We start from the raw sequence: 12,979 nt of genomic DNA, 5'->3' as shown, positions 1-12,979 counted from the left end.
GGGCAGCGCCGGCTCAACGCGTTCTGTTCAGACTCTGGAGCGCGGCCCGCAGCAGTCGCGGCACGGGCGGCTGCGCCCCCTCGGCGAGCGCCGCCTCGGCCTGCGGGGTGACCAGCGCGACCGCGTCGTCGGCCTCGCGGGTGGCATAGCCGAGTCCGATCAGGGCGGCGTGCAGCTGGTCGCTCCAGGAGGCGGTGACGGCGGAGCCGACGCCCTGCCAGCCGACCGTGGCGACCGGCTCGCCGAGCCGGTCCTTCAATTCGAGCAGCAGCTTCTGGGCGCCCTTCTTGCCGATGCCGGGGACCGCCGTCAGCGCCTTCTCGTCGCCCGTGGAGACCGCGACGCGCAGCGCGTCCGGGCTGTGCACGGCGAGCATGGCCTGCGCCAGCCTGGGGCCCACCCCGCTCGCCGTCTGCAACAGCTCGAAGATCTGGCGTTCGTCGTCGTCCGCGAAGCCGTACAGGGTCAGCGAGTCCTCCCGCACGACCAGGGACGTGGCGAGCCTCGCCTCCTGGCCGACGCGCAGCCCGGCGAGCGTGCCGGGCGTGCACTGGACGGCCATGCCGACGCCGCCGACCTCGACCACCGCCGTGGTCGGGGCGAGGGCGGCGACCGGGCCGCTGACGAAAGCGATCATCGCGTGACCTTCCGTACGGATGCGGTGGTGGGGATACGGGAGGGACGGGCCGCCTCCCGCGCCCGCTGAAGCCGGTGCAGCGCGGGGGCACGCCAGATATGGCAGATGGCGAGCGCCAGGGCGTCGGCGGCGTCGGCCGGCTTCGGCGGGGCGTCGAGGCGCAGCAGCCGGGTCACCATCGCACCGACCTGGGCCTTGTCCGCACGGCCACTGCCGGTGATGGCAGCCTTGACCTCGCTGGGGGTGTGCAGCGCCACGGGGATGCCGCGGCGCGCGGCGCAGAGCATGGCGATCGCGCTGGCCTGCGCGGTGCCCATGACCGTACGCACATTGTGCTGGGCGAACACCCGCTCCACCGCGACGAGTTCGGGCCGGTGCTCGTCCAGCCAGGCCTCGATGCCCTGCTCGATGGCGACGAGCCGCTGGCCGGCCTCCGCGTCCGCCGGCGTACGGACCACGCCGACGCCGAGCATGGCCAGCGGACGGCCCGCGACGCCCTCGACGACCCCCACACCGCACCGGGTCAGCCCGGGGTCAACTCCCAGCACCCGCATGGCACCCCCCTCCCTCGGTCACATGTTCCCGCTGATCAGCACAGTATCGGTCGTCACTGACAACGCGACGGGCCGACGGGAAGGCGTGTCCCGTCGGCCCGTCAGATGAAGCCGTGTCAGCCGTGACCGTCAGGCGTCGACCTTCTCCATCACATCGTCGGAGACATCGAAGTTGGCGAAGACGTTCTGTACGTCGTCGCTGTCCTCAAGGGCGTCGATCAGCTTGAAGATCTTGCGCGCACCCTCCTCGTCCAGCTCGACCTGCATGGTCGGGACGAAGTTGGCGTCGGCGGAGTCGTAGTCGATACCCGCCTCCTGGAGCGCGGTGCGGACCGCGACCAGATCGGTCGCCTCGCTGAGCACCTCGAAGGACTCGCCGAGGTCATTGACCTCCTCGGCGCCCGCGTCGAGCACCGCGCCCAGGACATCGTCCTCGCCCAGCTCGCCCTTGGGGACGATCACGACGCCCTTGCGGTTGAAGAGATACGAGACGGAGCCCGGGTCGGCCATCGAGCCACCGTTACGGGTCATGGCGACGCGGACGTCGGAGGCGGCGCGGTTGCGGTTGTCGGTCAGACACTCGATGAGCACCGCGACACCGTTCGGGCCGTATCCCTCGTACATGATCGTCTCGTAGTCGGCGCCACCGGCCTCCAGACCGGCGCCGCGCTTGACGGCCGAGTCGATGTTCTTGTTCGGCACCGAACTCTTCTTCGCCTTCTGGATGGCGTCGAAGAGGGTCGGGTTTCCGTCGACATCGGCGCCCCCCGTACGGGCCGCGACCTCGATGTTCTTGATCAGCTTCGCGAAGAGCTTGCCGCGCTTGGCATCGATCACGGCCTTCTTGTGCTTCGTCGTAGCCCATTTAGAGTGGCCGGACATCTGCCTGTCTCCTTCGCGTAACCCATCCTGCTCCGTTCGGCAGCGATCCTACCGGGATCCGGTCACCGCGCGGAGCGCACCATGTCCGTGAAGAACCGGTGCAGCCTGTGGTCGCCCGTCAGCTCCGGATGGAACGAGGTGGCGAGGGCGTTGCCCTGCCGTACGGCGACGACATGGCCACCGTACTCCGCGAGCACCCGCACCTCCGCGCCGACCGATTCGACCCAGGGGGCCCGGATGAAGACCCCTTCCACGGGACCGCCGTCCACACCGCTGACCTCGACAGCCGCCTCGAAGGACTCGTTCTGCCGGCCGAAGGCGTTCCGTCGGACGATCATGTCGATCCCGCCGACCGTCTCCTGGCCCGAGCGCGGATCGAGGATCTTCTCGGCGAGCATGATCATCCCGGCGCAGGTGCCGTAGACCGGCATCCCGGCCCTCACGCGCTCCCGCAGCGGCTCCAGCATGCCGAAGAGCGCGGCCAGCTTGGACATCGTGGTGGACTCGCCGCCCGGGATCACCAGCCCCTCGACGCCGTCGAGTTCGGTCGGGCGCCTGACGGTCCTGGCCTCGGCTCCCGCCGCCGCCAGGGCCGCCAGATGTTCCCGGACGTCGCCCTGAAGTGCCAGGACGCCGATCACAGGGGTGTTCATCGCGGGTTACCAGCCACGGTTCGCGTAGCGCTCGGCCTCGGGAAGGGTGTCGCAGTTGATGCCGACCATGGCCTCGCCCAAGTCACGGGACGCCTCCGCGATGACCTTCGGGTCGTCGTAGAAGGTGGTGGCCTTCACGATCGCCGCGGCGCGCTTGGCCGGGTCACCGGACTTGAAGATGCCGGACCCGACGAAGACGCCCTCTGCGCCGAGCTGGCGCATCAGCGCGGCGTCGGCGGGGGTGGCGACACCACCCGCGGAGAACAGCACCACCGGCAGCTTGCCGAGCGCCGCGACCTCCTTGACGATCTCGTACGGCGCGCGCAGCTCCTTGGCTGCGGCGTACAGCTCGTTGTCGTCGAACCCGCGCAGCCTGGCGATCTCGTTCTTGATCTGCCGCAGATGCCTGACCGCCTCGACGACATTGCCGGTGCCCGCCTCCCCCTTGGAGCGGATCATGGCGGCGCCCTCGCCGATCCGGCGCAGCGCCTCACCCAGGTTGGTGGCCCCACAGACGAAGGGCGTGGTGAACGCCCACTTGTCGGAGTGGTTGACCTCGTCGGCCGGGGTCAGCACCTCGGACTCGTCGATGTAGTCCACACCGAGCGACTGAAGGACCTGGGCCTCCACGAAGTGGCCGATCCGGGACTTGGCCATCACCGGGATCGAGACCGCGTCGATGATGCCCTCGATCATGTCCGGGTCGGACATCCGGGCAACGCCGCCGTCCTTGCGGATATCGGCGGGCACCCGCTCCAGCGCCATCACGGCGACCGCTCCGGCGTCCTCGGCGATCTTCGCCTGCTCCGGCGTGACGACGTCCATGATCACACCCCCCTTGAGCTGCTCGGCCATACCGCGCTTCACCCGCGCGGTGCCGGTTTCGGGGGACTGGGGAACGGGGGGAAGCGTGGTGGACACGGAGCGACCTCACTGGCTGAAAAGGATGGGGAAGTGCACCCCAAGAAAACGCCCCGCGACCAGTCCACAGCAAGGGCCAATAACCAGGCGGTGGCTCGTTTCGCGGGCTCAGGCCGGCCGGTCGGCCAGCGCGACCGGCGGCTCGTCGTCCATCTCGAACGCGAGCGGAAACGGCGCGTGGCCGGCGAGCCGGAACCAGCGGACCTTGCGGTGCCGCCGCAGGGCGCGGGCCGCGCGTACCGAGTCGTTGTGGAACCGCCGCGCCATGGGTACCCGCCGCACCGCGGCGGCGAGCTCCCCGGCGGCGTCCTCGCCCCCGGGGGCGGCCTGTACCGCCTCCACCTGCGCGGCCTCCCCGAAGACGGCCCGCAGCGCCTGGCTCAACTCGCTCTCCGCGACCTCCCGTTGCTCCTCCTCGGCCTGCCGGGCGGCGTGCGCGGCCTGATAGAGGACGATCGACGCCGCCGGATCGAGCACGCCGGAAGAGGCCAGTTCCTGAGTGATCGAGGCACGCCGCAGCAACTGGGCGTCGAGGGCGGCGCGGGCGGCGTCGATGCGGGCGTGGAGGCGGTCGAGGCGGCCGGCGGTCCAGCTGAGGTAGAGGCCGATCGCGACGACGGCGACGACGATCCAGATAAGGGTCTCGATCACAACGGGCAACGGTATCGCCTTCCGGCGGGGGGTCGTGGTGCGGTGGGCGCCTCCGGCGGGGGTGCGGGTGCGGTGCGTGGGTGGTGGTACCGGGTGCCGGGGTCCGGGGTCCGAGCGGAACGCCCCGCACCCGCGGGGCTATCCGCCCAGGAACAGCGCCTCGTTCGACGACGAGCCGCTCTCCCCACGCCGCCACAAGCGACCCACCAGCCCCGTCCGTTCGTCCGCCGCCACCGACGCCGCCCCGTCCGTCACCGTCTCGTACACCGCCAGGATGTCCGCCGCCACCGTCGACCAGTCGAAGCGCCGCACATGCGCGCTCCCCCGCTCCCGCAGCTCCGCGCGCCGCCCCGTGTCGCCCAGCAGCCGTACCGCCGCCCCCGCCAGCGCGTCCGCGTCCTCGTTCGTGAACAGCTCGCCCGCCGCGCCCTGGTCCAGGACCTGCGCGAACGCGTCCAGATCGCTCGCCAGCACCGCCGCGCCCGCCGACAGCGCCTCGACGAGGATGATGCCGAAGCTCTCGCCGCCCGTGTTGGGCGCGACGTACAGGTCGACGCTGCGCAGCAGCCGCGCCTTGTCCTCGTCGCTGACCATCCCGAGGAATTCGACGCGCTCCCGCATCTCCTTGGGAAGCGACCCCACCGCCTCCTTCTCGTCCCCGCGCCCGGCCACCAGCAGCCGTGTCTCCGGGTAGACGGCGAGGATCTTCGGGAGGGCGTTCATCAGCACGGGCAGGCCCTTGCGCGGCTCGTCGATCCGGCCGATGAAGCCGATGGTCCGCCCCTGCCAGGCCGGATCGACCTCGGCCTTGGCGAAGAAGTCGACGTCGACACCGTTCGGAATGACCACGGCGTCGCCGCCCAGATGCTCGACCAGCGTCCGTCGCGCGTACTCGCTCACCGCGATCCGCGCGCTGATCTTCTCCAGCGCGGGCTGGAGGATCGGGTACGCCGCGATCATCGCGCGCGAGCGGGGGTTCGACGTGTGGAACGTCGCGACGATGGGGCCCTGCGCGGCCCAGCAGGTGAGCAGACCGAGCGAGGGCGCGGTCGGCTCATGGATATGGATCACGTCGAAAGCGCCGTCGTGCAGCCATCGCCGTACCCGTGCCGCCGAGAGGAAACCGAAGTTCAGCCGGGCGACCGAGCCGTTGTACGGGACGGGCACGGCGCGGCCGGCCGAGACGACGTACGGCGGGAGCGGGGTCTCGTCGTCCGCGGGGGCCAGTACGGACACCTCGTGTCCGAGCCCGATCAGATGTTCCGCCAGGTCCCTGATGTGGAACTGGACGCCGCCCGGTACGTCCCAGGAGTACGGGCAGACGATGCCGATCCTCACTCGGGCCCCCGCTCCAGGTCTTTGAGCCACAGTCGCTGCAGCATGTGCCAGTCCTCCGGGTGCTCGGCGATTCCGTCGGCGAAGGCATCGGCCATCGCCTGTGTCATCACAGACGTCTTCTCGGCGCGGGTACCTGTCCCGGGCACCTCGATCGCCGGATACACCCGTCCCCGCATGACCGTCGAATCGTCGAACCAGAGCGCCGCCGGCATCAGCAGCGCCCCGGTCTGCTGGGCGAGCAGCGCGGGACCCGCGGGCATCCGGGTGGCGTCCCCGAAGAAGTCGACCTCGATACCGGACGACGACAGATCGCGGTCGGCGACCAGACAGACCAGACCGCCGCTCCGCAGCCGGCGCGCGAGCCGGCCGAAGGCGGAGCCGCCGGTGTGCGGCAGCACCTCCATGCCCAGGCTCTCGCGGTAGGCGACGAACCGGTCGTACAGCGTCTCGGGCTTGAGCCGCTCGGCGACCGTCGTGAACGGCACGCCCTGGCCGCGGGTGAGCCACGCCCCCGCCAGGTCCCAGTTGGCCATGTGCGGCAGGGCGAGCACGACGCCGCGGCCGGAGGCGAGTCCCTCCATCAGCAGGTGGATGTCCTTGATCTCGACGCTCTCGCGTACCCGTCGCGTGCTCCAGGCGGGCAGCCGGAAGGACTCCATCCAGTAGCGCGTGTACGAGCGCATCCCGGCCTTGGAGAGCGCGGCGAGCCGTTCGGGCCCGGCATCGGGCACCACACGCGCGAGATTGGCTTCGAGGCGCAGTACGCCCGGCCCGCGCCGTTTCCACACGGTGTCGGCGATGGTCCGGCCGAGGGCCGTGGCCACGGGCTCCGGGAGCTTCTTGACCGTGCCCCAGCCGAGCCCGTACAGGGCGTCGGTCACACGGTCGCGCACACCGCTCATGAGGTGGCCCCGCTGTTCCGGGTGGCGGCGTCGGCCTCGGCGGACTCGCGGCGCACCGTGACGACGCGCTGGCCGAGTGTGACGAGGCTGCCCACGGCGACGATCCACAGGGCGATCGGCAGCAGGATGTCGATGCCCGGGACCCCGAAGCCGTGCAGTCCGGCGAGCCCGGCCGCGACCAGCGAGATGACCAGCCGCTCGGCGCGCTCGACCAGTCCGTTGACGGCCACCGGCAGTCCGATGGACTCGCCCCGGGCCTTGGTGTACGAGACGACCTGGCCGCTGGCCAGGCAGAAGATCGCGACGGCGCACAGCGTGTTGTTGTCGCCGGTGCCCGCGTACCAGAGCGCGAAGCCCGCGAAGATCGCGCCGTCCGCGACCCGGTCGAGGGTCGAGTCGAGGAACGCGCCCCAGCGGCTGGAGATCCCCGCCTGCCTGGCCATGTTGCCGTCGATGAGATCGGAGAAGACGAAGAGGGTGATGACGATGGTGCCCCAGAAGAACTCCCCGCGAGGGAAGAAGACCAGCGCTCCCGCCATCACTCCGGCCGTACCGATGAGCGTGACCGCGTCCGGACTTACTCCACGCCGGAGCAGAAACGCGGCGAACGGTGTGAGAACACGCGTGAAGAATGCACGCGCGTACTTGTTCAGCATGGCCTTCCCGAGGTTCGGTGGGCCGAGTGGCCCCGACGGCCACCGGCTGGGCCCTGCCCGGTGGGTCTCCGTGGGCCTTCGGACAGGACCTGGCCCATCGTAGCCAGGACCCCGGCGCCTTACTTCCGGGCACCCGCACCATACGGCCGGGTACGACGTATGGACGCACCATGGCCGGAGTGCGAAGCTCGAAGGACCAGCGCGGGCCTCGCCGGAGCTGCCGCGCGGCTCACCCGGCCCGCTCCTCTCTCCACCGTCCCACCGCGGACGCGTGGACGATCGAGAGGCAGGAATCATGGGCGACAAGGCGCGTATACACCCCGGGGCCGCCGGAAGGGCGCCGACGGCCGACCGGCCCGCGTCCGTACGGAACGTGGTGCTGGTGGGCCACAGCGGTTCGGGAAAGACCACCCTGGTCGAGGCCCTCGCGCTCACCGCCGGAGCGGTGAACCGGGCGGGCCGGGTCGAGGACGGCGCGACGGTCTCCGACTACGACGAGATCGAGCACCGCCAGCAGCGTTCGGTACAACTCTCTCTCGTGCCCCTGGAATGGGGCGGGTACAAGATCAATCTACTGGACACCCCCGGCTACGCGGATTTCGTCGGGGAGCTGAGGGCCGGTCTGCGCGCCGCGGACGCGGCCCTCTTCGTTGTGTCGGCCGCCCAGGAGGCGGAGGCCGTGGCGGGTGCGACCCGTACCGTCTGGGACGAGTGCGCGGCCGTCGGGATGCCGCGCGCGATCGTCGTCACGCATCTGGACACGGCGCGCACCGGCTTCGACGAGATGACCCGGACCTGCGCGCGGATCTTCGGGGGCGACGACCCGGACGCCGTACTGCCCCTGTACCTCCCGGTGCACGGCGCGGAAGGACCGGACGGACACGCTCCGGCCACCGGGCTCGTGGGGCTGCTGTCGCGGAAGATCTTCGACTACGCCACCGGGGAGCGCCGGGAGATCGCGCCGGGACCCGGCGAGCTGCCGCGGATCGAGGAGGCCCGCAACCGGCTGATCGAGGGGATCATCGCGGAGAGCGAGGACGAGACCCTCATGGACAGCTATCTCGGCGGCGGGGAGATCGACGTCAAGACGCTGATCGAGGATCTGGAGAAGGCCGTGGCGCGCGGTGTCTTCCATCCGGTGCTCGCGGCGGCCCCCGCTCCGCCCGGGGCCCGGCAGGGGCTGGGTACGGTCGAGATGCTCGACCTGATCGCCGGCGGCTTCCCGACCCCGCTGGAGCGGCCGGCCCCCGCCGTGACCACGGTGCGGGGCGCCCCGCGCCCGGAGATCCACTGCGATCCGCAGGGCCCACTGGTCGCCGAGGTGGTCAAGACCGCCTCGGACCCGTACGTCGGCAGGATCTCTCTCGTACGGGTCTTCTCCGGCACCCTGCGGCCGGACGAGACAGTCCATGTCTCGGGCCATGGCCTCACCGACCGGGGGCATGAGGACCACGACGTCGACGAGCGGATCGGCGCGCTCTCCTCGCCCTTCGGCAAGCAACAGCGGGTGCTGGCCCACTGTGTCGCCGGTGATCTGGCCTGTGTCGGGAAACTGTCCCGCGCCGAGACCGGGGACACGCTGTCCGCCACGGACGATCCGCTCCTGGTGGAGCCCTGGACCATGCCCGACCCGCTGCTGCCGCTGGCCGTCGAGGCGCACAGCAAGGCCGACGAGGACAAGCTGTCGCAGGGGCTCGCGCGATTGGTCGCGGAGGACCCGACGATGCGGCTCGAACAGAATCAGGACACCCATCAGGTGGTGCTCTGGTGCCTGGGCGAGGCTCATCAGGAGGTCGCGCTCGACCGGCTGCGCGGCCGGTACGGCGTGCAGGTGGACGCCGTACCCTACCGGGTCGCGCTGCGGGAGACCTTCGGCGAGGGTTCGGCGGGGCGCGGCCGGCATGTGAAGCAGTCCGGTGGCCACGGACAGTTCGCGATCTGCGAGATCGAGGTGGATCCGCTGCCGCCCGGGTCCGGGATCGAGTTCGTCGACAAGGTCGTGGGAGGCGCCGTACCGCGGCAGTTCATTCCCTCCGTCGAGAAGGGCATACGCCTCCAGGCGGCGCGCGGGGTCGCGGCGGGGCATCCGCTCGTCGACATCCGGATCACGCTGCTGGACGGCAAGGCCCACTCGGTGGACTCCTCCGACGCCGCTTTCCAGACGGCGGGCGCGCTGGCGCTGCGTGAGGCGGCGGGTGTCGCGTCCATCCATCTGCTGGAGCCGGTCGCCGAGTTGGCGGTCCTCGTCCCCGACGAGTACGTGGGTCCGGTGATGAGCGATCTGTCCGGCAGGCGCGGCCGGGTGATCGGCACCGAACAGGCCGGGCCGGGAAGGACGTTGGTCAAGGCCGAGGTCCCGGAGCTGGAGATCGGACGGTACGCGGTGGACCTGCGGTCGGTCTCGCACGGCACGGGCCGCTTCAGCCGGTCGTACGCGCGCCACGAGCCCATGCCGCCCGGGGTCGCCGACCGACTGCGCGGACAGGAGGAGGTCGGGGTCTGAGCCGACGCCCACACGTCCGTTCCGGCAAGTCCACTCCGAGGCCGGCGAGTTGCCCTGCTCCGGACTCCGGGGGTCCGCGCGTGGCGAAAGAGCGCCAGGTCTCCTGACGCGGAGGGTGCGACCCGGTTACGCTGTGCCCAGCTCAGCAGGTGTGCGGGGTGCGCGCGCCGATAAATCGGCCGCGGCAGCGGATCCTTGTGGCGAAGGGGCGTCAGTGGCGGACGACGTATTCGACTTCGGCCCGGGGGCACAGGTCCCGCTCCTGGGCTCGGCGGGACAGACCGCGGCGACGCATGCCCTCGCCTCGGCCGCGTACCGGGACAGCCCGGTCCAGGAGATCCTCAAGGCCGACAACGAATGGCACAAGTCCTCCGTCTCGAAGGGCAAGTTCTCGCTCTTCGAGCCGAATCTGGGCGAGGCGTTCGCCCGTGCCGTACAGCTGAGGATGCTCGGCGGCGGCCGTGGCGCGCTGATCCAGTCCTTCGGCATGGAGCCTCAGACCGTGGTGGAGCACGCCCTGGCGGCGACGCATATCCGCAAGGAGCGTGATGCCAAACTCACCGCCGTGACCGTGGTGTTCGGAGTGCTGTTCCTGCCCGGACTGCTGCTCTGGCTGGGCGTGTTCCAACTGCGCCGCACGCTGGCCGGGGCCAAGGACAAGCGGGCCGGCATGGTGGGCGGCGCCCTGCTGCTCGGGGTGGCGGTGCTGGCCGTGATCGTCATGGTCGCGCTGCCGTTCAACGGCGTGCTCGGCTGGTATCTGCGCGGCATGATCATCGCGCCCGCCGTCGGCTGGCTGATCGCCAGGCGGATCTGCGAGACGACGGCGAAGGATCTGCGTAGCCGCTGGGACGGTCTCCTCTCGGGCGGCGGCGTGGGGGCCAAGATCCCCGACGCCGTGCCGGGGGACCCTGGCGACGCGACCCGCGAGGCGCTGCGCCAGGGCCTGGAGAAGCTCACCGCCGAGCAGCGGTCCAACATGGTCTTCTATGCCGGTTCCAAGGGCATACTCGGCATGGGCACCCGCTGGGGCAGCTGGCAGCTCGCCGAGGATCTGGTCCCCAAGGACGCGGGCAAGGAGATCCATCAGTTCCGCGCCTACGACGTGATACGGGCGATCCACGACCAGCTGAAGCTGCTGGAGCGAGGCCCGCTCAACTCCGGCGGTTTCCCGACGCCTTCGGTGAAGCACTGGATCGTGTCGGCGGTCGGCGAGGGCGCCGGCTCGGTGTCCCGGCGCGAGGGCCAGGACGTCGAGGCCTTCCAGGTCAAGCCGCACGAGATACAGCGGATCTGCAACCACCAGCAGTTCGGCAGCGGCGACCGGCACTATCTGGGCGTGCAGTTCGTCCTCTGGGACGGCCAGTTGGTGATCACCATGATGATCACGGTCACCGTGCTCCACGAGACCCTGCGCGTCGAGGTCACCGGCCATGCCCTGGGCCCGGTGCACTCCCTGTTCACCACGAAGTCCTCGCCGAAGACGGTCACGGTCGCCAAGACGGTCCGGTTCTGGGAGACGACCTCGCGGACACTGCCCCTGGTCGAGCCGCCCGAGGTGGTGCGGCTCGCGGTCCGCGCGCCCTTCACCTGGTATCCGCCGATCCTGGACTTCCTCGGCGGCAAGCTGTCGCTGCCCGAGCCCTTCGGCCTGCGGCACGCCTGGGCCGATCAGCCCTGGCGCCACCGCTTCATGGCCGACGACGCGATGCGCGCCGCCACCCCGGTGCTGCGGGTGGCACACAACGCCGCGCTGCGGGTGCTGGAGGAGCACGGCGTGGACACCGAGCGCTTCCGGGGCCGCGCGTCCTCGCTGAGCGGCGCGGTGCAGGACCTGTCGCCGAAGAAGGCCGACGCCTACGACGCGTAGCCGCGCTGACGCACCGCCGCACCGCCGCACCGCCGCGCTGCCTACGGGCGGTGCGGCCAGGCGTCGGCCAGCATCGCCCGGGTGTCGGCGAGCAGCTGCGGAAGCACCTTCGTATGTCCGACGACGGGCATGAAGTTGGTGTCGCCGCCCCAGCGCGGCACCACATGCTGGTGCAGATGGGCGGCGATCCCGGCCCCGGCCACCGTGCCCTGGTTCATGCCGATGTTGAAGCCGTGCGCGCCGGACGCCGTACGGAGCGCGGTCATCGCCCGCTTGGTGAACAGTCCCAGCTCGGCGGTCTCCGCCTCGTCCAGCTCCGTGTAGTCGGCGACATGACGGAACGGCACCACCATCAGATGCCCGCCGTTGTACGGGTAGAGGTTCAGCACCGCGTACACCCGCTCGCCGCGCGCGATCACGAGCCCGTCCTCGTCCGACTTGGACGGGATGGAGCAGAAGGGACAGCCGTCCTCGGCGCCCGGCCCGGTGGGCTTGTTCTCGCCCTGGATGTAGGCCATCCGATGGGGCGTCCACAGGCGCTGGAACGCGTCCTGGGTCCCCACTCCGATCTGCTGCTCCGGCTCACTCGTCATGCTGTGCAGCATATGACTTAGGCCCCGTGGAGCGTGTCGCCGGGCCCGCGCCCGACGGGCCCCCGCGATGCTGGGGCGATGCATGTCCGACATGGTGCCGACCGGCAGCTCGGCTGGGAGCGGCGTACGGAGTTGCCGCTGCTCGTGGCCTCGGTGCTGTTCCTCCTCTGCTACGCGGTACGCGTCCTCAACGAAGGCGCCGCTCCGTTCTGGCGCGACCTCGCGACGGCCGTGGCCCTGCTGATCTGGGTGCTCTTCGCGGTGGACTACGGGGTGCGGCTGGTGCTCAGCGGCCAGGGGCTCCGGTTCGTCCGTACGCACTGGCTGGACACCGTCGTACTGGTACTGCCGCTGCTGCGGCCCCTGCGGATGGTGAACACCTATGAGACGCTCCAGCGGCGCCGGGACCGCCCCCGGCTCAATCTGTACGCGCGGGTGATGGCGTACGCCGGGATCACATCCGTCCTGCTGAGCTTCGCCGCCGCCCTCGCCGTCTATCAGCAGGAGCATGACGCCCCGGGGGCCACGATCGTCACGTTCGGGGACTCGGTCTGGTGGGCCTGCTCGGCGATCACCACCGTCGGCTATGGCGATGTGACGCCTGTGACGCCGCTCGGCCGGGTGTTCGCGGTGTTCCTGATGGCGTGCGGGCTGGCGCTGCTCGGCGCGGTGACCGGTTCCTTCTCGTCCTGGCTGATCCAGGTCTTCGCCAGGGAGGACAAGGAGAAACCCCCGGGAAGCGCGGGCTCCCCGGGGGTCTGAGTCCTCGAACCGGACCCCGGACCCCGGACCGGTCCTCGGTCCTCGGTCCTCGGTCCT

Annotated in this window: 13 protein-coding genes; 3 read left to right on the top strand and 10 right to left on the bottom strand. The window is 70.7% G+C overall.

The features are described 5' to 3' along the window. Positions 1–13 precede the first annotated feature (13 nt). The 9 genes from ruvA to pgsA form a co-directional block, all read right to left on the bottom strand. Positions 14–637: a Holliday junction branch migration protein RuvA gene (ruvA, locus tag ABTZ59_RS06120; protein ID WP_351391404.1), complete on the bottom strand. Its 624-nt coding sequence runs from the start codon at positions 635–637 to the stop codon at positions 14–16. Continuing rightward, the gene (ruvC, locus tag ABTZ59_RS06115; protein WP_351391401.1) at positions 634–1,191 is read right to left on the bottom strand and encodes a crossover junction endodeoxyribonuclease RuvC; all 558 of its coding nucleotides are present in this window, start codon (positions 1,189–1,191) and stop codon (positions 634–636) included. Before ruvC ends, ruvA begins: the two co-directional genes overlap by 4 nt. Positions 1,192–1,320: 129 nt before the next feature. Next, on the bottom strand, positions 1,321–2,073 hold the full coding sequence (locus ABTZ59_RS06110) for a YebC/PmpR family DNA-binding transcriptional regulator (RefSeq protein WP_249951051.1): 753 nt from the start codon (positions 2,071–2,073) through the stop codon (positions 1,321–1,323). 62 nt (positions 2,074–2,135) lie between these two features. Beyond that, positions 2,136–2,726, bottom strand: a complete 591-nt coding sequence (pdxT, locus tag ABTZ59_RS06105; protein WP_351391397.1) for a pyridoxal 5'-phosphate synthase glutaminase subunit PdxT — start codon at positions 2,724–2,726, stop codon at positions 2,136–2,138. A 6-nt stretch (positions 2,727–2,732) separates the two neighbouring features. Beyond that, positions 2,733–3,647 carry a pyridoxal 5'-phosphate synthase lyase subunit PdxS gene (gene pdxS, locus ABTZ59_RS06100; RefSeq protein WP_351391394.1) on the bottom strand — a complete coding sequence of 305 codons (915 nt, stop codon included), beginning with the start codon at positions 3,645–3,647 and terminating at the stop codon, positions 2,733–2,735. Between the two features lie 108 nt (positions 3,648–3,755). Next, on the bottom strand, positions 3,756–4,298 hold the full coding sequence (locus ABTZ59_RS06095) for a hypothetical protein (RefSeq protein WP_351391391.1): 543 nt from the start codon (positions 4,296–4,298) through the stop codon (positions 3,756–3,758). Positions 4,299–4,436: 138 nt separating this feature from the next. Beyond that, positions 4,437–5,636, bottom strand: a complete 1,200-nt coding sequence (locus tag ABTZ59_RS06090; RefSeq protein WP_351391388.1) for a glycosyltransferase family 4 protein — start codon at positions 5,634–5,636, stop codon at positions 4,437–4,439. Continuing rightward, positions 5,633–6,538, bottom strand: coding sequence for a phosphatidylinositol mannoside acyltransferase (locus tag ABTZ59_RS06085; RefSeq protein ID WP_351391385.1), 906 nt, complete (start codon positions 6,536–6,538; stop codon positions 5,633–5,635). Before ABTZ59_RS06085 ends, ABTZ59_RS06090 begins: the two co-directional genes overlap by 4 nt. Beyond that, a complete protein-coding gene (gene pgsA / locus ABTZ59_RS06080; RefSeq protein WP_351391382.1) occupies positions 6,535–7,194 on the bottom strand; it encodes a phosphatidylinositol phosphate synthase in 660 nt (219 codons plus the stop codon). Before pgsA ends, ABTZ59_RS06085 begins: the two co-directional genes overlap by 4 nt. A gap of 295 nt (positions 7,195–7,489) precedes the next feature. Here pgsA and ABTZ59_RS06075 point away from each other — a divergent pair, with 295 nt between their 5' ends. Next, positions 7,490–9,697: an elongation factor G-like protein EF-G2 gene (locus tag ABTZ59_RS06075; RefSeq protein ID WP_351391378.1), complete on the top strand. Its 2,208-nt coding sequence runs from the start codon at positions 7,490–7,492 to the stop codon at positions 9,695–9,697. A gap of 214 nt (positions 9,698–9,911) precedes the next feature. Next, positions 9,912–11,567, top strand: coding sequence for an AbeC-like domain-containing protein (locus ABTZ59_RS06070; protein WP_351391374.1), 1,656 nt, complete (start codon positions 9,912–9,914; stop codon positions 11,565–11,567). 41 nt (positions 11,568–11,608) lie between these two features. On the opposite strand, the gene ABTZ59_RS06065 is transcribed toward ABTZ59_RS06070, so the two are convergent. Then, positions 11,609–12,172, bottom strand: a complete 564-nt coding sequence (locus ABTZ59_RS06065; RefSeq protein WP_326612928.1) for an HIT family protein — start codon at positions 12,170–12,172, stop codon at positions 11,609–11,611. A gap of 66 nt (positions 12,173–12,238) precedes the next feature. On the opposite strand from ABTZ59_RS06065, the gene ABTZ59_RS06060 reads away from it, so the two are divergent. Beyond that, positions 12,239–12,922 carry a potassium channel family protein gene (locus ABTZ59_RS06060; protein WP_351391371.1) on the top strand — a complete coding sequence of 228 codons (684 nt, stop codon included), beginning with the start codon at positions 12,239–12,241 and terminating at the stop codon, positions 12,920–12,922. Positions 12,923–12,979 lie beyond the last annotated feature (57 nt).

The organism is Streptomyces sp. NPDC094034 (assembly GCF_040303865.1).
Classification (GTDB): Bacteria; Actinomycetota; Actinomycetes; order Streptomycetales; family Streptomycetaceae; genus Streptomyces.
The sequence above is the reverse complement of the archived record's forward strand: the minus strand, read 5'-3'. Positions and strand labels throughout refer to the sequence as shown.

Excerpts from the sequence above, each read along its gene's own strand:
- ABTZ59_RS06060 (WP_351391371.1), top strand. The coding sequence starts at position 12,239 with ATGCATGTCCGACATGGTGCCGACCGGCAGCTCGGCTGGGAGCGGCGT.
- ruvA (WP_351391404.1), bottom strand. The coding sequence starts at position 637 with ATGATCGCTTTCGTCAGCGGCCCGGTCGCCGCCCTCGCCCCGACCACG.
- ABTZ59_RS06085 (WP_351391385.1), bottom strand. The coding sequence starts at position 6,538 with ATGAGCGGTGTGCGCGACCGTGTGACCGACGCCCTGTACGGGCTCGGC.
- ABTZ59_RS06075 (WP_351391378.1), top strand. The coding sequence starts at position 7,490 with ATGGGCGACAAGGCGCGTATACACCCCGGGGCCGCCGGAAGGGCGCCG.
- pgsA (WP_351391382.1), bottom strand. The coding sequence starts at position 7,194 with ATGCTGAACAAGTACGCGCGTGCATTCTTCACGCGTGTTCTCACACCG.
- ruvC (WP_351391401.1), bottom strand. The coding sequence starts at position 1,191 with ATGCGGGTGCTGGGAGTTGACCCCGGGCTGACCCGGTGCGGTGTGGGG.
- ABTZ59_RS06065 (WP_326612928.1), bottom strand. The coding sequence starts at position 12,172 with ATGCTGCACAGCATGACGAGTGAGCCGGAGCAGCAGATCGGAGTGGGG.
- pdxT (WP_351391397.1), bottom strand. The coding sequence starts at position 2,726 with ATGAACACCCCTGTGATCGGCGTCCTGGCACTTCAGGGCGACGTCCGG.
- ABTZ59_RS06110 (WP_249951051.1), bottom strand. The coding sequence starts at position 2,073 with ATGTCCGGCCACTCTAAATGGGCTACGACGAAGCACAAGAAGGCCGTG.